Source organism: Ruegeria sp. G5, from assembly GCF_056533365.1.
Genome location: NZ_JBQFOK010000015.1, coordinates 17,531 through 41,550, shown reverse-complemented (window position 1 = coordinate 41,550; position 24,020 = coordinate 17,531). Strand labels below are relative to the sequence as shown.

Sequence of the window (24,020 nt, the reverse complement as noted above, 5' to 3'; positions counted from 1 at the left end):
TTCCAATAAGTATGACAGTGTCGCGTCAAACGGTTCCGCCAAGCGATCCTTCCAGCTCGGCCAGTTCCTGACCACCTGCCATGAGATCTTGCAGTTCTTCGGGCGAAATCTCACCACGCTTGGCTGTGCCCAGTGTCTGGCCCCTGTTCAAAACGGTAAAGCGATCCCCGACAGCCAGTGCATGGCGCACGTTGTGACTGATGAAGACAACGCCCACGCCCTGACTTCGCACCTTGTCGATGGTGGCCAAAACGTTTGACGTCTGACGGACACCCAACGCCGAGGTCGGCTCATCCAAGATCAGAATCTTTGCGCCGAAATGCACCGCTCGAGCAATAGCGACAGTCTGACGTTCGCCACCGGACAGGGTACCCACAGCCTGATCGGGACCACGCAGGTTGATGCCCATCTTACGCATCTCTTCCATCGTGATCTCGTCGGCCAGTTTTTTGTCGAAAAAATTGATACCGGCGACCTTCTTCGTCGGTTCATTCCCCATGAAAAAGTTTCGGCTGACGCTCATCAGCGGGATCATCGCCAGATGCTGGTGTACTGTCGCGATCCCCGCCGCGATCGCATCGCGCGGGTCCTCGAAATGCATCGGCTTGTCTTCGAAAAAGATCTCGCCCGCCGTTGGCTTGTGAACGCCGGACATGGTTTTGATAAAGGTCGATTTACCCGCGCCGTTGTCGCCCAAAAGGCAATGGCACTCACCCGGTTTCAGATCAAAACTGACCCCGGCCAAGGCGATCACCGAACCAAAGTGTTTCTGGATGTCGACCATCCGTATAATGGGCGCGCTCTGGTCAGAGTCACCGTGATGGAACTTGGTATCTTCGGTCATCTCAGCGTTCTCCTGTGATGATACGACGGATATAGGTGTTGAGGATCACCGCCCCCAGCAGGATCACGCCCAGGAACACCCGAAACAAAGAGCTTTCGACCCCCGCAAAGAACAGCCCCTGTTGCACCACGCCAAAGATCAGTGCTCCCAGTGCGGCCCCCAGGACCGAGCCGTAGCCGCCCGTCAGAAGCGCCCCGCCAATCACCACGGCAATGATCGCTTCGAATTCCTTGAGCAATCCGCGGTCAGCCCCGGCCGAGCCGAACTCCATCACCTGACAGGTGGCGAATACTGTCGCGCAGAAAGCGGTAAACATAAACATCAGGATTTTGACGCGGTTCACCGGAACACCCGAATTTCGCGCGGCCTCGGCATCGCCTCCGGCGGCAAAAATCCAGTTTCCGAATTTGGTTTTAGTCAACAAAACATGGCCAAAGATTATGATGATTGCCGCCCAGATCAGCAACATCGGGATACCGTCGACGACGGGTTGCCCGGCGCGCGTGCCGCGCTCAAACGTTTCGATAAGCCCGTTGTCGCCCAGCCAGACAAAGAACCCCTGCCCGACCTTGCCGCCAAAGACCGAAGCCAGCCAATCCCCTTCAGCCGCATCGCGAATGCCCCCAATGATCGTTTTACGCTCGATCGTTTGCGGCAGATAGATTGTGAAACCGCGCAGAATGAACAGAAAAGCCAGCGTCACAATGAAACTGGGCAAACCTGTTCGTACGACGATATATCCGTTCACTGCGCCAATTGAGACACACAGCGCAAAGGTCACAATGATCGCCATCCAAACCGGCCAGCTCAGTGTGACCGAAAAGATCGCGATCATCATCCCCGCAAAGCCGATCATCGAACCGACGGACAGATCGAACTCTCCGGCGATCATCAGCAGGCAGGCCCCAACGGCGATAATCATGAATTGAGCCGAAACGATCGACCAGTTCATAACACCCTGAGAGGTGAACATGCCGCTGTCGAAGGCAAACAATAGGAAAAAGGTGAACACGGCCACAGTACCGACCATCCCGCCCAATTCCGGACGGATTAAAGCCCTGCGCAGCGGCGAGATCTCTTTGATCCGTTCGTCGCCACCGGCTGCGGTTTGCGCTGATTCAGCCATTGTTGCCTCCCCTCGCGCGTTACAGAATGTTTAGAACTTGATGAGGGGCGGGCGCGCATATGGCGCCCGCACCACAGTGAAGATCAGCGGTATTCGCCCGCGAATTCTTCGATCTTCTCCAACCCGTCAGCCGTCACGAAACCGGGGCCCGAGTTGATGTTGTTGCCCGGCAGCACGCCGTAGCGGTGATAGTTGGCCATAACGACAACCGGCAGATAGGCCTGCAGGAAGGGCTGCTGGTCGATGCCCCACTGGATCACACCGCTTTTGATGCCTTTGACGATCTCACCACCCAGATCGAAGGTGCCGAAATAGATGTCGCCAGCCATGCCGTTTTCTTCCAGCGCCAGAATGGTCGGATCAGCCGAGGTCGGGCCAAGCGTCAGAACAGCATCCGTGTCGGGGTTTGCGGAAAGATACGCCAGAACGCGGTTCTTGATTTCCGCGGGGTCCTGACCGGCGTCGATCATCTGCTCGCCCAGTTCAATGCCCAGACCGTCTGCAAAACCCTGGCACCGCTCTTGGCTGGAAGGTTGCACGATGTAGTGGTTCACGCACAGGAACGACCCGATGCCATCACCTTTTGCACGCAGCCCCGCCGCATAACCTGCATCATATTCCGGCTGGCCAACATACATCAGCGCGCCGACTTCACGGGCCTTTTCAGGCGTACCGGTGTTCATGATGATCACGTCGATGCCGGAATCCACGGCCGCGCGGATCGGGCCTTCCAGAATGTCCGGGTCTGCCAGTGTCGTGATGATGCCGTTTGGCCCAGACGCGGCGGCCTGATCAATGATCCGCGCCATGTCAGCCAGGTCGCCCGTGGGCGGGTTCCGGTATTCCACCTCGACGCCCATTTGCTCACCTGCAAGGGCAATGCCGTTCTTGATGGTGTTCCACCAGCTGTCACTGTCAGGGGCGTGGCTGACCAGAATGTATTTCTCGCCTTCCGCGGCCGCGCCGGTGGCACCGGCAAGCGCGACTGCACTGGCCATCAGTACCCCTTTAACGAACATTTTCATTTCCATTCCTCCCAATAGAACAGTCAAACTTTTTGCCGGGATTTGCCCGACCATTCGGCTAAACCGAATCTCCTCTGCCCCGGTCAGAAACCGGGCTGTCTTCAGTTTCCGGATATCCGATCATTTTGCAACCGGTTTCAAAAAACTTCCTCCAACGCGACCGGCCTGCCGGACTTGGCAGAGAGGGTCGCAGCTTCGGCCATCGCCAGTGCAGCAACACCGTCTTCAAGCGAAACAGGCATGTCTGTTCCCCCAAGCAAAGCCTGCACAAAAGCATCCCATTCAGCGCGGTAGGCGGGCATGTATCGCTCGAGGAAAAAATATGTGGGTTTCGCGCCAATCACGCCGTCAGCCGTGGACTTTACCACGGTGTTTTCAAGCACGTTATGTGCCTGCAAAAGCCCATTGGACCCCAACAGCTCAACCCGTTGATCATAGCCATAAGCCGCGCGTCTTGAATTCTTGATAACCGCCAAGCTGCCGTCTTCGTAAGTCATTGTGGTTACAGCGGTATCAACGTCCCCAGCCTGTCCGATTTCCGGGTCCACGACCGAGGATCCGACGGCAGAGATCGTAACCGGAACGCGTCCGGTCAGATAGTTGGCCATGTCAAAGTCATGGATCATCATATCGCGAAACAAACCGCCAGAGACTTTTACATAGCTTACCGGTGGTGGTGCAGGGTCGAACGACGTAATCGACAATAGTTCCGCCTTGCCGATTTCACCCTTGTCATAAGCATTCTTCAGTGCCGAAAACCCGGGGTCAAAGCGGCGATTAAAGCCGATCATCACAGGTTTCTCAGTCGCCGCAGCAGTCTTTTGACAGACAATCGCCCTGTTGAGGCCAAGGTCGACCGGCTTTTCGCACAAAACCGCTTTTCCCGCCTGTGTAGCGGATTCTATCAAATCAGAATGGGTATCAGTGGGCGTCGCAATAAGAACGGCGTCAATCGAAGAATCAGCAATAATCTCTTCGGAATTCATTACCTGAGCCCCGAATTCATCAGCCAACGCCTTGGCCGCATCGGGAACTGCATCCGAAATTGCCGTCAGTTCGGTCTGAGGATGCGCAGAAATGGTATTTGCATGCACACGGCCAATTCGCCCTGCCCCCAGCAATCCGATCTTGAGCATGCCGTTCTCCCGAATCCAGTCTTCCCGGACACAATGTTTCCTATTGCAACCGGTTGCAAGAATTTTTTCAACGGCTTCCAAAATTTGCGCTTATCCGCAAGCTTGAATTGCTAAAGGTCGGCTTTTCCATCCCGGGACTGGTCGTTACAGCACCTTCTTCCCGCGTTGCCCCGGTCTGAACCGGCCTAAGTGGATCAGCCAATCTAGCGTCCTGAAAATTCAAGTGATTCTCTGCAAAATCCGAGCTGGCAGCAACTGGAATTACATCACCAGCAGCGGAGGAAAATGTTATTTTACAGCTGCTTACACACCAAACATCCGAATATCGCGATTTTTCAGCGGATTTGTGCCATAATACCCCATTGTTTGTGGGGTGTTATTACTATGTTTGATTTTGGGTCCGTCTCTGGTGGCGGTTCAAAGTTCAGTCTTAGCGGATTCAACTTTGGCGATTTTGGTGTTTCATCGTGGTTTGGCCAACTTGTGGACAATCCGGTGCTTCTTGTGGCCGTACTGATCGGGCTCTACTGCCTTGGCCGCTTGGTGTTTATCAAGTGAGATGTGGCGCAGCTGAAGCCACCACTTGACCAGCTGCGCATTCGGCAACCGATATTTTAAGCTGACAGCATACAGGCTGTCGGCCCTTTTGAGTTGTTCAAATACTCTCGATTTGAATGATATGGCGATCCCGGAAGGACTCGAACCCTCAACCTGCTGATTAGAAGTCAGCTGCTCTATCCAGTTGAGCTACGGGACCGCTGCGCCCTTCTTGCTGGTTTTACGACCGGGGTTCAAGGGCCAAGCGCATGAATGCGCTGTTGGGGTCCGGGTCGTACCCGAAGATTGGACCGCAATAGGAATATCCAAGGGCTTCGTACAGCTTTCGCGCCGCGTCATATTCCGGCAGGTGATCCGCGCCGGTTTCAAGAACCAGCGCAGATGCACCGTCCTCTCGCGCGACATCCGCCAGAAAATCCATCATGGTTCGTGCCAAACCGCGGCCGCGTTCGCGCGCCAGCACATGCACAGACTTCACCTCGACAGTTCCATCCGGCAACGTTTTAAGAGCCCCGCACCCGACAGGCCGGTCACCGTCATACATGGCCCAGAACCGCATGGACGCACCTGCCAACCCAGCCGCATCCATCGTATGATTGCTTTCAGCAGGGCCGGCCGTTTCGCTGTGGGCAAAATGCGCCTCAACCACCGGACGCAATTCGTCCGATGTTGGGTCTGCTCTTCGAATTTCGATCATTCAGTGTGTCCAGGGTGCCCGGCGATCAGTGGCAAAATTCTCGCCATAGCCTCGGGCACGCAGGTTTGGCTTGCGCTTGTGCGGTTCGCTGACCTGCGCATCTATGCCGTTGTCCTTGGCGTAATCCAGCGCCTCTTCCTTGGTATCGAACTTTAGGCGCACCTGAGTCTGTGTGTCACTGGAAGAAGTCCAGCCCATCAACGGATCAACCTCGCGCGCCGATGCAGGAGCATACTCCAGAATCCAGTGCCGGGTCTTTGCCATACCCGAGGTCATGGCATTCCGTGAAGGCTGGTAAATCCGTGCGCGCATATCGCCTCTCCGTACTCACTTGGCTGAGGGTGTTTATGCGTCAGACGCGCGGTGTGGACAAGTCCGCAATTGTCGCAATTTCGTGCAATGGAAATGCCCCCTTGAACAAGAACAAAAACAGACCAAAATCAGGCGCGAAAGGAATCCCTCCCTTATGGCCTATGCTCATTCCGACAAGACCCAGCTGACTGCCGAAGATGTCCGCGCCCGCCTTAAACTGGAAGGCGGCAAGGCGTTTGTCATGCACACCGAATTCAACCCGGCAGGCGACCAGCCCACAGCCATCACGGAACTGGCCGGAGGGGTCCGGGACGGCGAGCGCGATCAGGTTCTGCTGGGCGCGACCGGCACGGGCAAGACCTTCACCATGGCCAAGGTGATCGAGGAAACCCAGCGCCCCGCCATCATCCTTGCACCCAACAAGACGCTGGCCGCGCAGCTTTATGGTGAGTTCAAAGGGTTCTTCCCCGAAAACTCGGTCGAGTATTTTGTCAGCTACTATGACTATTACCAGCCCGAGGCCTATGTGCCGCGGTCGGACACGTATATCGAGAAAGAATCCCAGATCAACGAACAGATCGACCGGATGCGCCACTCGGCCACGCGGGCGCTGCTGGAGCGCGACGATGTGATCATCGTGGCCTCGGTCTCGTGCATCTACGGCATCGGCTCAGTCGAGACCTATGGCGCGATGACCCAGGATTTGAAGGTGGGCAGTGACTATGACCAGCGGCAAGTGATGGCGGATCTGGTCGCCCAGCAATACCGCCGCAATGATCAGGCGTTTCAGCGTGGCTCCTTCCGGGTACGTGGTGATTCACTGGAGATCTGGCCTGCCCACCTCGAGGACCGCGCTTGGAAGCTGTCTTTCTTCGGTGAAGAACTGGAACAGATCACCGAATTCGATCCGCTGACGGGTGAGAAAACCGATACGATGGAGCAAATCCGGGTCTACGCAAACTCGCACTACGTGACGCCCAAGCCCACTATGCAGCAGGCGATCATCGGGATTAAGAAAGAGCTACGCATCCGGCTGGACCAACTGGTCGGCGAAGGCAAACTGCTGGAGGCCCAGCGTCTGGAACAGCGTACCAACTTCGATCTGGAAATGCTCGAGGCCACCGGCGTCTGTAACGGGATCGAAAACTACTCGCGCTATCTGACCGGCCGCGCGCCGGGCGAACCACCCCCGACCTTGTTCGAATTCATCCCAGACAACGCCATCGTCTTTGCCGACGAATCCCACGTCTCTGTCCCGCAAATCGGCGGCATGTACCGAGGCGACTATCGCCGCAAATTCACACTGGCCGAACACGGGTTCCGCCTGCCGTCCTGCATGGACAACCGCCCGCTGAAGTTCGAGGAATGGGACGCCATGCGCCCGCAATCCGTCTTTGTGTCGGCCACCCCGGCGGCTTGGGAGCTGGACCAATCGGGTGGCGTTTTCACCGAACAAGTGATCCGTCCCACCGGCCTGCTAGACCCAGAGGTCGAAATCCGCCCCGTATCGATGCAGGTGGACGATCTGCTGGACGAGGTGCGCAAGGTGGCCGCCGATGGCTTCCGTACGTTGGTCACGACCCTGACCAAACGCATGGCCGAGGATCTGACCGAATACCTGCACGAACAGGGCATCAAAGTCCGCTACATGCACTCGGATATTGACACGATTGAGCGGATCGAAATCCTACGCGACTTGCGGCTGGGCGCGTTCGACGTGTTGGTCGGCATAAACCTGCTGCGTGAGGGGCTCGACATCCCCGAATGCGGGCTGGTCGCCATTCTGGACGCCGACAAGGAAGGCTTCCTTCGGTCCGAGACCTCTCTGGTCCAGACCATCGGCCGCGCCGCGCGGAACGCCGAGGGGCGAGTGATCATGTATGCCGACAAGATCACCGGCAGCATGGAGCGCGCACTGAACGAGACCAACCGCCGCCGCGCCAAGCAGATCGCGTATAACGAGGAACACGGCATCACGCCCGAGACGGTGAAAAAGAATGTCGAGGACGTGCTGGCCGGTCTCTACGAAGGCGACGTCGACATGAACCGCGTCACTGCCACCATCGACAAACCGATGCACGGCGCGAATTTGGAAGCGCACCTGGACGGCCTGCGCGAGCAAATGCGCAAAGCCGCCGAGAACCTTGAATTCGAAGAGGCCGCCAGTATCCGGGATGAGATCAAACGTCTGGAGGCGGTCGATCTGGCCGTCGCCGACGACCCCATGGCGCGTCAATGGGCGGTCGAGAAAGCGTCCGAGGATGCGTTGAAATCGCGCGGACGGTCAACGGCGGGCAGGCCGGGGCAGCGGGGCGGGAATGTGAAGCGGAGGAAGAGGTAGAATTGAAAAAATGGTCTGAAAAAGACATTTTGGATGCGGACGAAAAAATGAGCGAAGTTGGCGTACCATTTCACTGTCGAGCAGAAAGTGCTGCGAAAATGATTTTAGGCCCGGTCTACGGAAACTTCCCCACGGAACTAGAGCAAGAAATAGCTTCTGATTATAGAAAACTGTTTCCCGAATATTCGCTGAGTTGGCCGGGAATGGGTACCGGGTTTATCAATTCCTTGGATAGAGTCAAAAAAGTTGCGCTACCTATTCCATTTGGCACAGTTACCTTTAAACCTCATAGTATTTGCGGCTTCCATTCCGAACAGGAGTTGCGGGACTTTTGTCGCAATCGGGACGATATCTTTAATCATGTTTCGGCTCAATCCATAGTGGTTCTACTAGCCAACAACGTACAACCTTCAGCAATTAAATCCGACACCGCTCGCTTTTTTTGGCAGAAAAGCAACTCGTACTTGAATTCGATTTCCGACAATTTGTCGCGATCTTATTTTGTTGGGTTCTCCAATTCTGAAACTTGGTTAACGTTTGAGCTGGCGGCTAAGGCAGTCATGCTTGAAAACGGCTTTCCCAAAGAACACTTGAGGAAAAAGATTGGTCACGACCAAGAAAAGCTCTTGAATGAACTAGAGAAATTTTTCCCCAAAGACATTCTTAAAGAGGTCAAAAATATCGTATCTGTTCTTCCAGATTACACATCTAGCAGGTTTGATCCAAATGAGAGTTCAAGAATTGACGTGATTACCCAAGCCAGCGCTTCACAACTTGGAGTCGCGCTTTGTGCCGAGCTTCTCCCTAGCAAATTAGACGGATTGTCAGCTTTTGGCTAGCATTCGTAGAATGGGTTTTCGACCGAGCAAACTGGAAGCATCCAAAAGCATGGTGGGATAATACCTCATCCGACACACCCTACACTTCTTACTTGCAGCAAGCGTAGGATAGGTTTCCAACCCATCACCCGGCGGCGGCCAAACGCATGATGGGGTAAAACCCCATCCTACACCGCCCCAAAAAGGGCGGGGAAACCCCCGCCCTTTAACTCACCCCTTATCCCAATGGGCAATCACATCATACCCAACCGGTGTCGGTGGGCCTTCCATGAATTCGGCGAAATGGCCCCACAGCTCGGCCACTTTGGGCGCGTTCGCGTCCGAGGTCGCCTCGCTCTCGACCACCGAGATCACATAGCCCGAGCCGTCTTCGTTCATCACGTTGGTAAAGCTGTGCATGCCAGGCATGCCCATGATTTCTGACTTCAACGCGTTCATTTTCGCCGTCGCGGCCTCGCGCGTGCCTGGCTTCATTTTGAATTGAGTAATACGTGCAAACATGACTGTCCTCCCTCGTCTGGCGAAATTGCCATAGGGCGCGATCAAAGAAATCCCGCCGCGCACAAGGTAGCATGGCGGTCGATAATCTCGTATTGATACTTATGAATTCGGCGCATTTTCAACCACGCGCCTCACCCGGGCATGCTGATCAGCACCCCAAGGTTGTAGGTCTGCCGTGTACCCTAGACCCCCAGATCCGCCCTTGCCTTTTTGGTCAGCTTGGACACCACCAGATCATAGGACGTTACGATATGCTCGCGCAGCGAGGCGTCGCTCATCCCGCGTTCTTCATAGATCTGCAGCCACTTCATCCCCCGCGAGGCCAGATAGGGCGCAGGGCGGATGCCGGGCTCATCGCTTAGTACCTCAAACGCCAGATCGGTGGCCTTGAAGGTGAACGCATCCTTGCCGTTGTTCCAACCGCAAATCGCAAAGACCTTGCCGCCCACTTTCCACACGTCCGCATTGCCCCACTGCACAACATGCGTTGTAGCCTTGAGCGATGCGCAAAAGGTGTTGAACTCATCCCGGGTCATTCGATGGGCTCGCCCTCAAAGGTCTGACAGAACCAGCGTCAGGGGCGCAAAAACTTGGCATCGCCAACTTCGCGCGCCGCAGGTTGTGCAATAGCCGGGGACGCGCTGGCCTGCGGTTGGGAAACGCGCGAGGACCGGTCGCACGCAATACCGTCGCCATCGGGATCGTTGCGCAGGTGATAGCCGGGTTCCCCGTCGTAATATGGCCCCGGTATGATCTTTGTCGCGGCCTCGCACCCGGTCATGGCGATCAGGTGCAACAAAGCCTCTTCCTGTTCAAACTCAGAAGTGCGGATATAAACACTCATCGCGATCGCCGCCGTTGTGACCGGCAACATCAGGATCATAAAAAAGATACGAAACGGAGATAGCGCCCGCCTGCGTGTGGCATCCGCGCGGCGGCGTCGGCTTGGCGCCGTCGGGTCGGTGAAAACCGGGCGCGAATTGGATTCTTGAGGAGGCATACATCTGTAGTATACACGTATTGCGACGAATCCGAGGCTTTTTCATCGATCTGACCGAAACCACGCATTTGTGAATTAAACCCCTGCAAAAGCGTGTACTTGTGGCCTGCAGAAGCTAAGGTTCAAAAACGCCAACGAACCCCTATTGGACACACAAAATGGCCAAGGCAGATCCCTTCAGGACAGCAGACGATTCAGCGCGCAGCCTTGCCCGAGGGCTAATGGATTCGGCAACGTTCGGGGCCTTGGCGGTTCTGCGCGAAGGCACTCAGGTGCCGTCGATTTCACGGATCGCGTTGGCCATAGATCCGGATCGTCGACCGATGACCTTGATCTCATCCCTCTCGGATCATACCCGCGCGCTGCACGCCAACCCCGTCTGCGCGCTGTTGATCGGTGAACCCGGCGAAACCGGAGACCCGCTGACCCATCCCCGGTTGACGCTGCACGCGCGGGCAGAGTTTGTCCCGCGCGCGACAACTGAACACGACAGACTGCGAGGCCACTACCTTGAACTGCGGCCCAAAGCGAAGCTGTATGTAGGCTTCGCCGATTTCAGCTTTGTGCGGTTCTCCGTCACTGACGGCCTTCTGAACGGTGGCTTCGGGAAGGCGTGGCGCCTGAGCCCCGAAGACCTTGCCCTGCCTTAACGAACGACGTGCACTGCGCAAGCAGCGTGGCGAACCACGTGGTTAGCCGTAGAGCCTAGCAACAGGTCTTGCATTCCGGGCCGATGCGACGCCATTATGATCAGATCGGGTTTATGTTCCTGCGCCCAATCCAGAATCGTACGCCCCGAGTGGCCCTCGATCACAACGCCCTTGGCATTGGGCAACTTGGCCGCCAAGTCATCCAGTTCCGTCTGCAGCGCCCTGCGCGCCTCAGTCAGATACTCAGGCGGCATGTAGGAAATGGCGTAGTTCGGAATATGTTCGACCACATGCAACAGTGTCACCTGAGCATCGGGTGTGGCGAGAACATCGGCAAGTTTCATAGGGCCGGAAATGTCCCGCTCGGCATCAAAGGAAATTGGGACCAGAATGTTGTGATACATGATGCACACCTCCGTTTCATTCCACGGAAAAATGCGTCTTTTCAGCTTGGCTTACTTTGATTCAGGTCACGATCCGGCAAAACTTTCTGCTACATCATACATGACCGGCTCAAAGCTTTTGCAAAGCTCATTGATCTTTCGGTTTCGGTCGCGCATTTCGGGTGTGCGCAACATGGCCAGAAAATCCTCGCGCCGCTCCCATTGTGAGTAATTGGCGATCCGGGTCTGCGCGTCGTTCACATGCAGACCAGCGGCGATGAAACCGGGCTGCTTCGAGATAAACTCGGAATAGGCATCGGTGAGGGCTTCCAACAAATCCTGACACGTACCCGGTGTCATTTCGAAGGTGGTAATAACGGTTTGGATGCTGGCGTTTTTGACGATCTTAGGCATCTGGAATCTCCCTTGTATGCATTAAACTTAACACAGTATTGGAAAAGGTCTTGGGTTTCGTTGCCCGCACAGGAATTTTGCAGGTTCAGAGAAAAGAAGAGTTACTAACGATCCGTTAACCATGCTGGTCGATGCTGCCCGCATGTTTCGCGTTGTTTACCTTTTGGTATTATTTTTGATGGCCGCCCCGGCTTGGTCAGGCGCTTGGTTGCGCGAAAAGGGTTCGGCTTTTACCGCAGCCTCTGCGACCGTCTTTAAGGATGGCGATTATGGCTACGATTACAAATCGTCGGTTTATGCTGAATGGGGCCTGAAAGACGACCTGACGCTCGGGTTCGACTTTGAAGAAAACCGGGATCTATATGGCCATGCCACTGCATTTATGCGCGTACCAATCGTAGATCTTCAAAACCAAGGTCGCTTCGCAGCGCAGTTCGGTGCGGGGGTGCACCACAGGTACCATGGTGCTTGGGCGCTGTACAAAGCAACGCTGTCTTATGGCAAGGGATTTCAGTCCGGTTGGGGCAACGGCTGGTTGGCCGTCGATACAACGCTCGAGTATCGAACCCATGACGCACTCTATCGAAAGCTGGACCTGACCGCAGGGCTGTCTGCGCCGCGCCTTGTGAACCCGCTCGTGCAGATAGAAACCTCTTATCGCAGCGGAGACCCGCTGTATTGGCGCATACGCCCCTCGATCCTCATCCGAAAACCAGGAAAGCCCACGACTTGGGTGATTGGTCTCGAACAAAACGATGCCCGTAGCAACACGGGCATCAGGTTGGCTATTTGGGGCGAATACTGAGTTAAACCTCAGCGATCCATTCGGGTAATCGCGGATACCTCTCCCCGAACGGCCTGAGGCCAGCGTAGTTGGATAGCGTCGCCGTTGGACCCGCGCTCCAGATCAACGTAAGGCGTTGCGTAGACAGTCGCCCCGAAAGCATTCTTAAGCGGCCCCAACGCCGTTACCGCATCGGCACCACGGGTTTTTCCCACGAACGGCAACCGACTATTCGCAGAGATCGTCCAGACTTGAGCAACCGAGTTCTGTGTATGCCTTAACCGCAATGGGCTTTCGACCTTTGTCGTGACACCGTGGAACGTATTGTTCTGGAAAGTCACATTCATATGGGCGTTTTTATTCAGGCTTGCAAAACTTGTATCGACCCGTTCCGCGCGATCAATACTGCCGTTGGTCGAACGGAATTTGTTTCCAGTTACCACGACACCATTCAGAAAATGGCCTCCGCCGTGTGGGCGAATGACAATCGAACTGAACCAAGGGGCAACTTCGCTCGAGTAGAAAATGTTGTCGGTGATGCTCATGGCGCTGAATGAAAACCCGGCCGTGTAGACAGGGTTGGCATCTCGTTCATTCGTCCACTGCACAAAGCAATTGTCGACATAATTCTCGGAAATGGTCGAGCTGTTATACGTCCCGATCATCACCAGGCCCGCACTGCGCACGCCCTGTGGAATGCTGTCGCCCTGAAAGAAATGGTTCCCCAACACCAGATTGTTCGTGCCACCTAATACGGCAAAGTGCAGGAACCTGACAGCCCGGTTGTGCCGCAACTTGACGTCGTTAGCTGTTGCATTCAACGCAATCGACTTTCGATCAGACACGTTGAACGACTCTTCGGTGGACAAGAACTGGCAATTGTCGATCAGCATCCCCTGACAGCCTGTGCCCGTCGACGTGATCCCCCGATCCATCGGACGGCTGATAAAGCAGTTTGAGATTGCAAAGGTGCTGCCAGACGGAGCCAGACGGATCGCGCTGCAACGGCCATTACACTGGAATTCAATCTCTTCCATTCCGAATTTGCGCAATGTGCTGAACCCGCTGAAATCCAAAAGATATTTAAAGGAAACGAACGTGAATGTCTGCGTGCCCGATGCATCATAGATTGGCGCGTTCAGCGTTATTTCACCAGCACCGACATTCTTGGAGCGCACATATATTTCGCGTCCCACGCCACTTCCTTGCACAAGCGACCCCACCGGAATATTGGCGACATTTGCAACATTCGTCAGCCGCGTCGGGTCGTTTGGATTATAGGTCGCGACCGATGTGAACGACTCGGTATCCCACGCTTCATTACTTTTGACATCGAATTGACCGTTGCGAATGATCCGCCGCGTTGAAAAGCCGCTTTGTCTATTCGGAACAGCCGCTGCCATATCAATCGGCGCGTTAACCGAAATTTTGCGCCCGCCCATGTCCAAGGATTCATGATCCGAATTGTTCAGCAGCGCCTGGAACGCTTTCTTGAACGCCAGCTCTTCGTCTCCAAAGGCTGTGATGTAAGCCGGCAAATCAAAGTTTTTCGTCAAAAGCAGCATCTTGTCGTCAGGCATGGTCAGGGTGCCCTCGAACTCGATTTCGGAAGATATTGTGGTGTTTTGTGTCAAACGGTAAACACCTTCAGATACAAAGACACGGCGGCCGCCAGCGGCTTGATCCGCCGCTTCGAACGCATCTGTATCGTCCGCCAAGCCATCTCCGACCGCACCGAAATCGCGAACGTCCACAAGGCTGATCATATCGCGTAGAAAGACACTGGTGACATCCGCAATCTCGATATCATCAACGCGCACAACCGATCCATTGGCACCAACAAGGTCCAATCCGAAATGGCCGTATAGCGCAGAAACACCCCACGGCATATCCACACCCTGGCGCTGACCCGCGCCAACAATCGCCGTAACTTCGTGTACGTTGCCATACCCCGAAAGCTGCACCGCAGGGCCTTGTTCAACAACGCTATCAATATGGGTGTCACCTGCCCCGCCAGCCCATGCTGCGATCCTGACTTCGGGCAACGGACCGCTAATCGCCTTGACGCGAGCCTTGATCTGCAAATAGCACCCTGGTTGCAGCGGAGTTTGCCCCATATAGCGCAGCTTTTGCGTCGGGCTGATCTTTAGAATTTCGAGACAGCCGCCAAAATCCGCGTCGGCAGGAACAAACACCCCGTTGCCAGACCCGGCATAAGTCGGTGAACCCGGTGTTCCATCGCCACTGGACCAAACGTTCAAGCCATTTGCAAAAGAAGGCGGCATAAACACGATACCGTCTGTGATTGCCTTGTTCATCAAAATCCCTTTCCCAATTGCGCGGCGGTCGAACACCATGCGCGTGAACCCAGTGCCCGAGGGTGCCCCGAGCGCAAAGGTCTGAGTATCCGAAAGGAATTAACTGCCAGTCATGCCGCCGTGACGGTGGTGTTGCGTCAGGCTGCAGGGTCCGAATTGGCCAGAAGCTGCACGCCGTTGATTTTCCAGCCGCTTTCAAGCTGTACCATCTGGTAATCCAGAATATGGACCTGCCCGTCGCTATCGACGATCATGACCTTCTGCCACAGGGCCCCGTCAATCTCGCGCAGATCCAAGAACCTAACTTCAGACGGGCGCCAGACCATGGGATATCCGCGGCGCACCATCACCCCGAAATTGTCGGGCGTTTGGAAAAGCTGCTGAATGTTCGGGCTGGCAAAGGTAAAGGCCGTTGCGAAATCGTCCGCTTTGAACGCCTGTATCTGCGCCGCGATATTAGCCTCAATTTCATCGCTCTGTGCGAACACAGCCGAGGTCAGGCCAAAACTCAAAGACAAGGCAAGTAAGAAACGACGCATGGGGCTACCTCCTGAAACAAGGGTAGCCCCATGCGGAAACAGGTCAAATCAGGCCAGCTCTCCGGCCAGTGCATTATCAATCAGCGCGATCGTTTCCGGCACACCATAAAGCGCGATGAAGCCACCAAAGCGCGGCCCTTGTGAAGCGCCCAGCAACACTTCGTAGAGCGCCGTGAACCAGCCCCGCATCGGATCAAAGCGTTCACGACCGATGGAATAGACCACCGATTGCAGCGCCTCGTCCTCGATCGGGCCGTCATAGGCCTCAAGCGCGGCTTTCAACGCCTCAAGCGCCTCACGTTCCTGTTCGCTCGGTGCACGATGCTGCCTTGTTGGTTTGACGAAATCGTTGAAGTATCGCACCGCGAAACCTGCGGCCTGATCCAGATCGGGATGCGTTTCTGACGTCGCTTCAGGCGCATAACGACGAATGAAGCCCCAAAGCGCTTCTTTGTCTTCGGCACCTGAGACTGAGGCCAAATTCAGCAGCATTGCGAACGGCACCATCAAGGTCGACTTGGGGACATCCCCACCGTGAATATGCCAGGCCGGATTGTTCAATTGCGCTTTCAACTCTTGATCCGGATAGGCGCGCAGTTGCTGATGATACTCGTCAACCGCTTTCGGGATAACGTCAAAATACAAACGCTTTGCCGTTTTGGGCTTTTGGTACATGAAATATGACAAGCTCTCGGGCGCGGCATAAGTCAGCCACTCTTCCATAGACAGTCCGTTGCCTTTCGACTTGGAAATCTTCTGCCCCTGCTCATCATTGAATAGCTCATAGCTCAGGGACTCGGGCGGCTGTTTGCCCAGCGCCCGGCAGATCTTGGACGACTGCGTGACCGAGTCGATCAGGTCCTTACCCGACATCTCATAATCCACGCCCAAGGCGGCCCAGCGCATCGCCCAGTCAGGCTTCCACTGCATCTTGACGTTGCCGCCGGTGACCGGGATTTCGACCTTTTCACCATCGGGTTCCTGATACACAATCGTACCCTTGGCCACGTTTCGCTCCAACGTCGGCACTTGCAGCACATGACCGGTTTTCGGGCTTACAGGCAGGAAGCAAGAATAGGTCTCACGCCGCTCGGCCCCAAGGGTAGGCAGCATGATTTCCTGTATCTTTTCAAAACGCTCTAGCGCTGTCAGCAGCATGTCATCAAACTTGCCGCTGGTATAGTAATCTGTGGCCGACGCAAATTCGTATTCGAATCCGAAACTATCAAGGAAATCACACAACATTGCGTTGTTGTGTTGTGCAAAGCCCTCATGGGTTCCAAAGGGATCACGCACTTTGGTCAATGGCAGATGCAGATCTTCTTTAAGCTCTTCTTGCATCGGAACATTCGTCGGTACCTTTCGGAACCCATCCATGTCGTCCGAAAAGCAAATCAGCTTGGTTGGGATATCGCTGATCTGTTCAAAAGCGTGGCGTACCATGGACGTCCGGGCCACTTCGCCGAAGGTCCCGATATGGGGCAAACCCGAGGGGCCATACCCGGTTTGAAACAGAACATAGCCCTTTTCCGGCGCTGCTTTCTGATAGCGTTTGAGGACCCGACGCGCCTCTTCAAAAGGCCAGGCCTTGGACGACATCGCGGTTTCACGCAGTTCAGACATTTGTGTACGGGCTCCATCAGGAAAACAGGACCGGTTGCCCTATGCAACCGACCGACCCCTCCTATTGTGCCGGTGCAGCATGAGTCAATAAAGGGCGGGATTTTTCCTAACGAGAACGACGGCTGACCATAAACTAGGCCGTTAGCTGATCCAGTTTCGCCGCCCAGATAAAATCATTTTCGCTGAGCCCGCCAATCTCATGCGTTGTCAAACGAACATCCACATATCCCCAACCAAAAGAAATATCTGGATGATGTCCCTCCTTGTCGGCCAGCCACGCGCAAAGATTGGCAAGATAGGTCGCCTTGGCAAAGCCCTTGAACGCAAAGTGCCTTAATAGCTGCTTACCGTCTGCATCAAGGGTCCAATCAGCAGCAAGCGCGCCCAGGCGTGATCTGGCATCTTCAGGTGACAACGCAGGAAGACCGCCTGAACAGGGCGCGCAATTTCGATCAGATAGGTTACAGGTTTCGTTTGATTGCGCCATTTCTATCTACTCCGCGGCGGTTGTTTTTTCGGGGAATTTGCTGGGCAGCAGCCCCAACCTCTGCGCTTGGCGAACGTCTGCCAGCAGATCGCGATCCGCGGCCGCGAACAAATCTTCAGGATCGTCCAAAACGAAATACCCCATCTGATGCATGTCGATCCGATACGGTGTCCGCAGGATTGTCATTATGTCGAACGGATCACGATCCGGGATATCGCTCTCAACCGCGTAAACCAGCTCAGTCGGGGATGAGGCTAGCCCCGACCCCAGGGCCTTGATCTCGCCATTCTGGCGGCGCAGGCCAAACTCTATGGAAAACCAATAAAGACGTATGAGCCACGCGTAATCTTTGTCGCCCGCCCGCACGCCAGCTTTGCCAATCGCCTGGCTGAACGCGGCAAAGCGAGGATCGCTCAACAACGGGGTATGCCCGAATATCTCGTGAAAAATATCGGGCTCTTCGATATATTCGAAATCTTCACGAGACCGAATAAAGGAAGCGGCAGGAAACACGCGGTCAGCCAACATCCCGAAAAATGTCTTGAACCCGATCAAGGCCGGAACCGGCTGCACGCGCCAACCGGTCATATCCATCAGACGCTCCGAGATTTCGACGCAGGACGGCACCTTTGTCTTGGGTAAAGCCAGCCGCGCCAAACCATCCAAATAATCCTGCGCCATGTAACGGTTAATATTGTTGGCCTGCGCCGCATAAAGATCAGCCCAAACAGCGTCCTCTTCGGGCGAATAAACGATATGACCCTGTGTATCGGCCACTTTCGCTACATACTTGGTCGAATTCGGCATTGTGTATCCTCCTTAAGAGAATTTTAGCCGACTATTTTGGGATTATTGGATTTTCTATCGTCGGAATTTCGGCTATTTTGGGTTAAACATTTCAAAGATACCAAAATGACGAACCAAATACTCCAAATCGCAGATATCGCAATCCTGCAAGAGTTGCAGAAGGAAGGCCGCCTTTCGATGCAGGATTTGGCCGAACGCACGGGCCTGTCTGCGTCGCAGTGTTGGCGCCGGGTACGTGACCTCGAAGCAGCGGGTATTCTGGCCGGTTATGCTGCGCGGGTTCCTGCAAAACTGGTCGGTTTAAACGCCATCGCCTATGTCCACATCGCGCTTCGCGATCATCACGAGGACAGTATCGCCGCCTTCCTGCGACTGGTTGAGACCGAGCCGCAGATCGTTGAATGCGCCTCGATCACTGGGGATCATGACTTCATACTGAAGGTCTATGCCAAGACGCCCGAAGACCTTGAACACTTTATCATGCAACGTCTTCTGAAATCCGGATTGGTCCGCGACACACGCAGCAATTTCGTACTGCGGCAGACAAAAACGCGCGGACCATTGCCCATACTATAAGCCCTTGCGGCCAAAAGTCCGTTGAACCCGTTTCGCGACCCTCCTATCGTGCGCCTTTAGAACAGCCCAAGCAGGACGATCAAATGACTGACCAAGTTCCACACCCTATGTCACCTCAGGATTGCCTTGTTGCGATCATGGTTGCGATTTCTGCTTCGGACGAAACAATCCGCACGGCCGAACTGGTCAAGATCGAGGGCGCGGTGAACATGCTGCCGGTTTTTGCGGATTACGACATCGACCGCACCCGCCGTGTTTCTCAAATCGTGTTCGATTTGTTTGAGCAAGAGGACGGTCTGGATGCCCTGTTCGGCCTGATCCGCGACAACCTTCCTGAGCGTTTGAATGAAACTGCATATGCGCTGGCGTGCGATGTCGCCGCCGCCGATGGATCACTGGCGGAAACGGAGCTGCGCCTGCTGGAAGAAATCCGTTATGAATTAAGCATTGACCGCCTGCACGCCGCCGCGATTGAACGCGGAGCTCGCGCGCGTCACACGACCTGACCTCAGCTACCACTCAGCGTTCCCCAACGCGCGATCAGGGCGCGTTGCAGTCTGCGTGAACGGCTGTTCCAACTGCGGGCGCCTGCTGGCCGTTCCCGATGCGCGCGCGGAATAGTTGCGCGGTGATCAACGTCAGCCGTAAAGATCGCAAAGACCAATTCAGATCCATCGGGTGTCGTCAAAAACCCGCCTAAGCCCGACACAAAGTTCAGCGTTCCTGTTTTTGCGTCCACTTTGATCGGGTGATTTTTTACAGGCCGACCTTGGCTATCGGTCAAGTTGAAACGCTTCAACAATGGCCGCAGCGCCCCGGATTTCTGCGCCCCAACCAGAGTCTTGACGAAATCACCCGGCGCGACCCGCGACGCGTCACCCAGCCCCGAGTGATCAACCATCGAGATGCCTTGAACGCCATAGGATTCCGCGGCCCAACGATTCATTTCCGCCGCAGAGTCCGTCAAACTCTGCAAATTCGCACCACGGGCTTTTGAAGCTGCCATTCCGACCATTTCGGCGGTGATGTTGGTCGAGAATTTCAGCATTCCACGCAGAATACTGTCCAGCGAGTCACTCTCGTGCATCACCAAAACAGTCCCTTGCGGTGCCTCACCTGTCACTTGAACACGCCCCAGAACGATCCCATTCGATCGCGCCAACGTCCGAAACACATCGCCCGCATAAAGCGCAGGTTTGCGTACCGGCAACCAGCGCGCGCCGCCGTTCCCCAATGCAGACCGCGCGACCGTCCAACGGTCTTGCCGAGCACTTGGTTCATAGGTGTAAATTGGCGCTTTGCGACTATCGACCCACATCGTCGCCATATCGACAGCGGGTTTGTATCGCGCGCTACGCGCATCCATTGTGACGGCGTAATTTGTTCCGGCCCGCTTCCACTCGAAATGTACCCGGTTGAAATTCAGAGAAATTCCACTGATGGCCGGGCTGTATCCCAGATGATCCGGTTGCCCGGGGTCGATACTGAAAACGTAGGGCAGCGCACCGTCGTAAACCTTGAACGCACCACGGACTTCGGTGATCCCAACCTCTCGCAAACTTGCCGCCATCGCGGCCAGCGCATCCGTATCCAGCAAGGGATCGCCGCCTCCGACCAAAATCAGGTCGCCATTCAGTATCCCGTTTTCTATCGGACCATCGGCCATCAAAGCGGTTTCAAACCGGTAGTCGGCGCCCAACACATCCAGCGCATAAAGAGCAGTCAGCGCCTTGGCCACACTGGCTGGCGGCAGGCCCAAATCACCGCCTACTGCTTCCAGTTCGATCCCGGTTTTGGCATCCGCCACCGCAAATGCAACCTCTCCGCGCAGTCCAGCGGCTTGTATCAGCCGCTCTGCACCGTTTGGCTGGGCACCGCGCAACTGGGGCCGCAAGGACACCGCGGGTGCATCGGCCAGCACCATGCCAGGTAGCATTGCGGCCGACAGGCCACCAAGAAACATACGACGCGAAAAACGATCAGCCATAGATCAATTAAAATCCCAGAGTATTCGGGCAAACAACCGGTCGCCGGGATTATGCGTCTTGAGGGGTTATTCCGGCAACACCCCATTCGCCCAGATGCCGCGATTGCGAAGTTGAGTTGAACTGACATCCACCATCGGCATGTTGACAAAACACCAGGCCGGAGCCTCGGCCCGGCCCAACAATTGCCGCGCCTGACCGTCGATCCGGTATTTGGCGTAAACCCGCGCTGCGGGGGACATGCGGGCCGATATCCTGTCTCCCGGCCGCGCAACAACGCCGACTGGCACGCGATCCATAATCAGGCGCCAGTCTTTCCATTTGTGGAACTGCGCCAAATTATCGGCCCCCATCAACCAGACGAATTTCACCTGCGGATATAGCTGTTGAAGCACAGCCAGAGTGTCCGCTGTTGCCCGCGTTCCGGTCAAAGCTTCCAAATCCGTTACGTCGACACGCGGATGCTGCATCATGGCTTGCGCCGCTCGCATTCGGTCTTGCATGGGTGCAGGGCCACGTTCTTTCAACGGGTTGCCCGGAGATACCAGCCACCAAACCCGATCAAGACCAAACGCCTTCAGCGCCTCGCGCGTCACGTGCACATGACCGCGATGCGGCGGATCAAATGACCCACCCAACAGCCCAATGACCTGTCCGGGCCGCGCATATGGGATTAGGAAACGCTCCATTCCCCGCTGATGTTCAGAACTGAGGCGGCTTGTCAATCAACAGGTTGCACCACATCGCCCAGCTTGACGCGCCCAAGTTGAACCACTTCGGCACACCAGCCACCATGACCGCGCACGGCAGAGTAGCCCCCTTTGCCCAGTGCTTCCTCCATTCGGCTGCAGGGTGCACAGATCACGGTAAAGCGTAAAATGGCTTCACCAACCCTTACCTCACGGCCCTTGAGCGCCGCTAGATTGATCCCCGACACCACCAGATTGCGCCGTAGAACTTCCGGCTTGATAAGCCCGCGACCCAGATAGCTGCCAATCGCGCCTAAGTGCTCTTGCTGGATCACGGTCACCGCCCGCTTACCTGCCCGACTACGATCACCCGCGAGCCCGTCGGAGGTCACCTCGGCCGCCTCCACCTCGAACATCGGCGCTCGTCGCTCTGGCCGAAGCCCAATCCATTCGACCCGACCGGGTTGCGCCCATCCCGCAATCAATTCTGCCAGTTCAGCCAATCTGCCCTCCGGGTGTTGCGACTGCGCCAATCTAAACAAAGGCGCCGCTGCGCGAAATTCACAAAACCACCAGCTTGCCCCGCCCGCAATGCTTGGATATCTAGCGGTTCAACCTGATTTCCCCGACCCAGAGGACGCGACATGGCCGCCTATCAATATGTCTACCACATGCAGGGTGTCTCAAAGACCTATCCCGGTGGCAAGAAGTGCTTTGAAAACATCCACCTGAGCTTTTTGCCCGGCGTGAAAATCGGTGTCGTTGGCGTCAACGGCGCGGGTAAATCGACCCTGATGAAGATCATGGCGGGCCTCGACAAAGACTTCACCGGCGAGGCTTGGGCGGCTGAGGGCGCAAAAGTCGGCTATCTGCCGCAGGAACCGCAGCTGGACGAGTCGCTGACCGTGCGCGAAAACGTCATGCTGGGCGTGGCCGAGAAAAAGACGATCCTTGACCGCTATAACGATCTGGCTATGAACTACAGCGACGAAACTGCCGATGAGATGGCGAAGCTGCAGGACGAGATCGACAGCCAGAACCTGTGGGATCTCGACAGTCAGATTGACGTCTCGATGGAGGCGCTGCGCTGCCCGCCGGACGATGCCAACATTGCCAACCTCTCGGGTGGTGAGAAACGCCGCGTGGCGCTCTGCAAGCTGCTGCTGGAAGCGCCCGACATGCTGCTGCTTGACGAGCCGACCAACCACCTGGACGCCGAGACGATCGCATGGCTGCAACAGCACCTGATCGACTACAAGGGCACCATCCTGATCGTCACGCACGACCGTTATTTCCTGGACGACATTACCGGCTGGATCCTGGAACTCGACCGTGGTCGCGGCATCCCCTACGAAGGCAACTACTCCGCATGGCTGGAACAAAAGGCAAAACGGCTGGAGCAGGAAGCGCGCGAGGACAAGTCCAAGCAGAAGACCCTGCAGCGCGAGTTGGAATGGATGCGTCAGGGCCAAAAAGCCCGTCAGGCCAAATCCAAGGCCCGGATCAACGCCTATAACGAACTGGCCGAACAGTCCGAGCGCGAAAAGCTGACCCGCGCCCAGATCGTCATCCCCAACGGCCAGCGCCTTGGCGGCAAGGTGATCGAGGTCGAAGGCCTGTCCAAGCACATGGGCGACAAGCAACTAATCGAAGGGCTGGACTTTGCCCTGCCCCCCGGCGGCATCGTCGGCGTCATCGGCCCCAACGGTGCGGGTAAATCGACGCTGTTCAAGATGCTCACGGGGCAGGAGCAGCCCGACAGCGGCACCATCACGCTGGGCGACACGGTCGAGCTGTCCTATGTCGACCAATCCCGCGACGACCTGAAAGACAACGATACCGTGTGGGAGGCGATCACCGGCGGCGCCGAGATCATCCAACTGGGCGATGCGCAGGTCAATTCCCGCGCCTATTGCTCGTCGTTCAACTTCAAGGGCGGCGACCAGCAGAAAAAGGTCTCGCTGCTGTCGGGTGGTGAACGCAACCGGGTCCACATGGCCCGCCTGTTGAAAGAGGGCGGCAACGTCCTGCTGCTCGACGAACCGACCAACGATTTGGACGTCGAAACCCTGCGCGCGCTGGAAGACGCGCTGGTCGATTTCGCCGGCTGCGCTGTTGTGATCTCGCACGACCGTTTCTTCCTCGACCGGATCTGCACACATATTCTGGCCTTCGAAGGCGACGCGCATGTTGAGTGGTTCGAGGGCAACTTCGAGGATTACGAAGAGGACAAAAAACGCCGTCTGGGACCGGACGCGCTGGAGCCCAAGCGATTGAAGCACAAGAAGTTTGCGCGGTGAGAGATCGGACAACCGCAATAATTCTCCGGGAATTGAGAGGCTCTGAACAGAAGGGGTTTTCATCCATATTTCTGTGGATTGTCTGA

Annotated in this window: 27 protein-coding genes and 1 tRNA gene; 8 read left to right on the top strand and 20 right to left on the bottom strand. The window is 55.9% G+C overall.

Annotated features, from left to right (window positions below; genetic code table 11):
- Positions 1 to 25: 25 nt before the first annotated feature.
- From ACR0BD_RS19140 to iolG, 4 genes are all read right to left on the bottom strand, one after another.
- Positions 26 to 844: an ATP-binding cassette domain-containing protein gene (locus tag ACR0BD_RS19140; RefSeq protein ID WP_480695062.1), complete on the bottom strand. Its 819-nt coding sequence runs from the start codon at positions 842 to 844 to the stop codon at positions 26 to 28.
- Between the two features lies 1 nt (position 845).
- Positions 846 to 1,970 (bottom strand): ABC transporter permease, encoded by a 1,125-nt coding sequence (locus ACR0BD_RS19135; RefSeq protein WP_480695064.1) that lies wholly within the window; start codon positions 1,968 to 1,970, stop codon positions 846 to 848.
- A gap of 83 nt (positions 1,971 to 2,053) precedes the next feature.
- Positions 2,054 to 2,995 carry a sugar ABC transporter substrate-binding protein gene (locus ACR0BD_RS19130; protein WP_480832817.1) on the bottom strand — a complete coding sequence of 314 codons (942 nt, stop codon included), beginning with the start codon at positions 2,993 to 2,995 and terminating at the stop codon, positions 2,054 to 2,056.
- A 137-nt stretch (positions 2,996 to 3,132) separates the two neighbouring features.
- A complete protein-coding gene (gene iolG, locus ACR0BD_RS19125; RefSeq protein WP_480832815.1) occupies positions 3,133 to 4,131 on the bottom strand; it encodes an inositol 2-dehydrogenase in 999 nt (332 codons plus the stop codon).
- Between the two features lie 384 nt (positions 4,132 to 4,515).
- Here iolG and ACR0BD_RS19120 point away from each other — a divergent pair, with 384 nt between their 5' ends.
- Complete coding sequence (locus ACR0BD_RS19120; RefSeq protein ID WP_480832814.1) at positions 4,516 to 4,689, top strand: hypothetical protein; 174 nt, start codon at positions 4,516 to 4,518, stop codon at positions 4,687 to 4,689.
- Positions 4,690 to 4,811: 122 nt separating this feature from the next.
- On the opposite strand, the gene ACR0BD_RS19115 is transcribed toward ACR0BD_RS19120, so the two are convergent.
- From ACR0BD_RS19115 to ACR0BD_RS19105, 3 genes are all read right to left on the bottom strand, one after another.
- Positions 4,812 to 4,888, bottom strand: a tRNA-Arg gene (locus ACR0BD_RS19115).
- A 21-nt stretch (positions 4,889 to 4,909) separates the two neighbouring features.
- On the bottom strand, positions 4,910 to 5,386 hold the full coding sequence (locus ACR0BD_RS19110; RefSeq protein ID WP_480695069.1) for a GNAT family N-acetyltransferase: 477 nt from the start codon (positions 5,384 to 5,386) through the stop codon (positions 4,910 to 4,912).
- Positions 5,387 to 5,698: an ETC complex I subunit gene (locus ACR0BD_RS19105; protein WP_480832812.1), complete on the bottom strand. Its 312-nt coding sequence runs from the start codon at positions 5,696 to 5,698 to the stop codon at positions 5,387 to 5,389. It lies immediately after the preceding gene.
- 154 nt (positions 5,699 to 5,852) lie between these two features.
- Between ACR0BD_RS19105 and uvrB the strand changes: the two genes are divergently transcribed.
- The gene (uvrB, locus tag ACR0BD_RS19100; protein ID WP_480832810.1) at positions 5,853 to 8,039 is read left to right on the top strand and encodes an excinuclease ABC subunit UvrB; all 2,187 of its coding nucleotides are present in this window, start codon (positions 5,853 to 5,855) and stop codon (positions 8,037 to 8,039) included.
- Positions 8,040 to 8,041: 2 nt separating this feature from the next.
- The gene (locus tag ACR0BD_RS19095) at positions 8,042 to 8,878 is read left to right on the top strand and encodes a HEPN domain-containing protein (protein ID WP_480832808.1); all 837 of its coding nucleotides are present in this window, start codon (positions 8,042 to 8,044) and stop codon (positions 8,876 to 8,878) included.
- A 210-nt stretch (positions 8,879 to 9,088) separates the two neighbouring features.
- On the opposite strand, the gene ACR0BD_RS19090 is transcribed toward ACR0BD_RS19095, so the two are convergent.
- From ACR0BD_RS19090 to ACR0BD_RS19080, 3 genes are all read right to left on the bottom strand, one after another.
- Positions 9,089 to 9,379 carry an antibiotic biosynthesis monooxygenase family protein gene (locus ACR0BD_RS19090; protein WP_480695077.1) on the bottom strand — a complete coding sequence of 97 codons (291 nt, stop codon included), beginning with the start codon at positions 9,377 to 9,379 and terminating at the stop codon, positions 9,089 to 9,091.
- Between the two features lie 182 nt (positions 9,380 to 9,561).
- A complete protein-coding gene (locus ACR0BD_RS19085) occupies positions 9,562 to 9,915 on the bottom strand; it encodes an MmcQ/YjbR family DNA-binding protein (protein ID WP_480832806.1) in 354 nt (117 codons plus the stop codon).
- Positions 9,916 to 9,953: 38 nt separating this feature from the next.
- Positions 9,954 to 10,262, bottom strand: coding sequence for an excalibur calcium-binding domain-containing protein (locus tag ACR0BD_RS19080; protein ID WP_480832804.1), 309 nt, complete (start codon positions 10,260 to 10,262; stop codon positions 9,954 to 9,956).
- 275 nt (positions 10,263 to 10,537) lie between these two features.
- Between ACR0BD_RS19080 and ACR0BD_RS19075 the strand changes: the two genes are divergently transcribed.
- Positions 10,538 to 11,029, top strand: coding sequence for a HugZ family pyridoxamine 5'-phosphate oxidase (locus ACR0BD_RS19075; RefSeq protein ID WP_480832802.1), 492 nt, complete (start codon positions 10,538 to 10,540; stop codon positions 11,027 to 11,029).
- On the opposite strand, the gene ACR0BD_RS19070 is transcribed toward ACR0BD_RS19075, so the two are convergent.
- Both ACR0BD_RS19070 and ACR0BD_RS19065 read right to left on the bottom strand, forming a co-directional pair.
- Entirely contained in the window at positions 11,026 to 11,433 is a 408-nt protein-coding gene (locus tag ACR0BD_RS19070; protein ID WP_480695085.1) for a universal stress protein, read from the bottom strand. The genes ACR0BD_RS19075 and ACR0BD_RS19070 overlap by 4 nt on opposite strands.
- Positions 11,434 to 11,499: 66 nt before the next feature.
- Entirely contained in the window at positions 11,500 to 11,826 is a 327-nt protein-coding gene (locus tag ACR0BD_RS19065; RefSeq protein ID WP_480832800.1) for an antibiotic biosynthesis monooxygenase family protein, read from the bottom strand.
- 121 nt (positions 11,827 to 11,947) lie between these two features.
- On the opposite strand from ACR0BD_RS19065, the gene ACR0BD_RS19060 reads away from it, so the two are divergent.
- Positions 11,948 to 12,631 carry a hypothetical protein gene (locus ACR0BD_RS19060; protein WP_480832798.1) on the top strand — a complete coding sequence of 228 codons (684 nt, stop codon included), beginning with the start codon at positions 11,948 to 11,950 and terminating at the stop codon, positions 12,629 to 12,631.
- Between the two features lie 8 nt (positions 12,632 to 12,639).
- Here the strand turns inward: ACR0BD_RS19060 and ACR0BD_RS19055 are convergent, their stop codons facing one another.
- The 5 genes from ACR0BD_RS19055 to phhA form a co-directional block, all read right to left on the bottom strand.
- Complete coding sequence (locus ACR0BD_RS19055; protein ID WP_480832796.1) at positions 12,640 to 14,928, bottom strand: right-handed parallel beta-helix repeat-containing protein; 2,289 nt, start codon at positions 14,926 to 14,928, stop codon at positions 12,640 to 12,642.
- Between the two features lie 137 nt (positions 14,929 to 15,065).
- Positions 15,066 to 15,467: a DUF4864 domain-containing protein gene (locus ACR0BD_RS19050; RefSeq protein WP_480832794.1), complete on the bottom strand. Its 402-nt coding sequence runs from the start codon at positions 15,465 to 15,467 to the stop codon at positions 15,066 to 15,068.
- Between the two features lie 48 nt (positions 15,468 to 15,515).
- A complete protein-coding gene (locus ACR0BD_RS19045) occupies positions 15,516 to 17,090 on the bottom strand; it encodes a lysine--tRNA ligase (protein WP_480832792.1) in 1,575 nt (524 codons plus the stop codon).
- Between the two features lie 133 nt (positions 17,091 to 17,223).
- The gene (locus ACR0BD_RS19040) at positions 17,224 to 17,577 is read right to left on the bottom strand and encodes a 4a-hydroxytetrahydrobiopterin dehydratase (RefSeq protein WP_480832790.1); all 354 of its coding nucleotides are present in this window, start codon (positions 17,575 to 17,577) and stop codon (positions 17,224 to 17,226) included.
- A gap of 6 nt (positions 17,578 to 17,583) precedes the next feature.
- Positions 17,584 to 18,384: a phenylalanine 4-monooxygenase gene (gene phhA / locus ACR0BD_RS19035; RefSeq protein ID WP_480832788.1), complete on the bottom strand. Its 801-nt coding sequence runs from the start codon at positions 18,382 to 18,384 to the stop codon at positions 17,584 to 17,586.
- Between the two features lie 105 nt (positions 18,385 to 18,489).
- On the opposite strand from phhA, the gene ACR0BD_RS19030 reads away from it, so the two are divergent.
- The gene (locus ACR0BD_RS19030) at positions 18,490 to 18,960 is read left to right on the top strand and encodes an Lrp/AsnC family transcriptional regulator (RefSeq protein ID WP_480695101.1); all 471 of its coding nucleotides are present in this window, start codon (positions 18,490 to 18,492) and stop codon (positions 18,958 to 18,960) included.
- An 83-nt stretch (positions 18,961 to 19,043) separates the two neighbouring features.
- Positions 19,044 to 19,466: a tellurite resistance TerB family protein gene (locus ACR0BD_RS19025; protein ID WP_480695103.1), complete on the top strand. Its 423-nt coding sequence runs from the start codon at positions 19,044 to 19,046 to the stop codon at positions 19,464 to 19,466.
- Between the two features lie 2 nt (positions 19,467 to 19,468).
- Here the strand turns inward: ACR0BD_RS19025 and dacB are convergent, their stop codons facing one another.
- The 3 genes from dacB to ACR0BD_RS19010 form a co-directional block, all read right to left on the bottom strand.
- Complete coding sequence (gene dacB, locus ACR0BD_RS19020) at positions 19,469 to 20,947, bottom strand: D-alanyl-D-alanine carboxypeptidase/D-alanyl-D-alanine endopeptidase (protein ID WP_480832786.1); 1,479 nt, start codon at positions 20,945 to 20,947, stop codon at positions 19,469 to 19,471.
- Between the two features lie 66 nt (positions 20,948 to 21,013).
- Positions 21,014 to 21,634, bottom strand: a complete 621-nt coding sequence (locus ACR0BD_RS19015; protein ID WP_480832784.1) for a nicotinate-nucleotide adenylyltransferase — start codon at positions 21,632 to 21,634, stop codon at positions 21,014 to 21,016.
- 32 nt (positions 21,635 to 21,666) lie between these two features.
- Positions 21,667 to 22,137, bottom strand: coding sequence for an MOSC domain-containing protein (locus ACR0BD_RS19010; protein WP_480832782.1), 471 nt, complete (start codon positions 22,135 to 22,137; stop codon positions 21,667 to 21,669).
- A gap of 141 nt (positions 22,138 to 22,278) precedes the next feature.
- Here ACR0BD_RS19010 and ettA point away from each other — a divergent pair, with 141 nt between their 5' ends.
- Positions 22,279 to 23,934, top strand: coding sequence for an energy-dependent translational throttle protein EttA (gene ettA / locus ACR0BD_RS19005; RefSeq protein WP_480832780.1), 1,656 nt, complete (start codon positions 22,279 to 22,281; stop codon positions 23,932 to 23,934).
- The last annotated feature ends 86 nt before the right edge of the window (positions 23,935 to 24,020 follow it).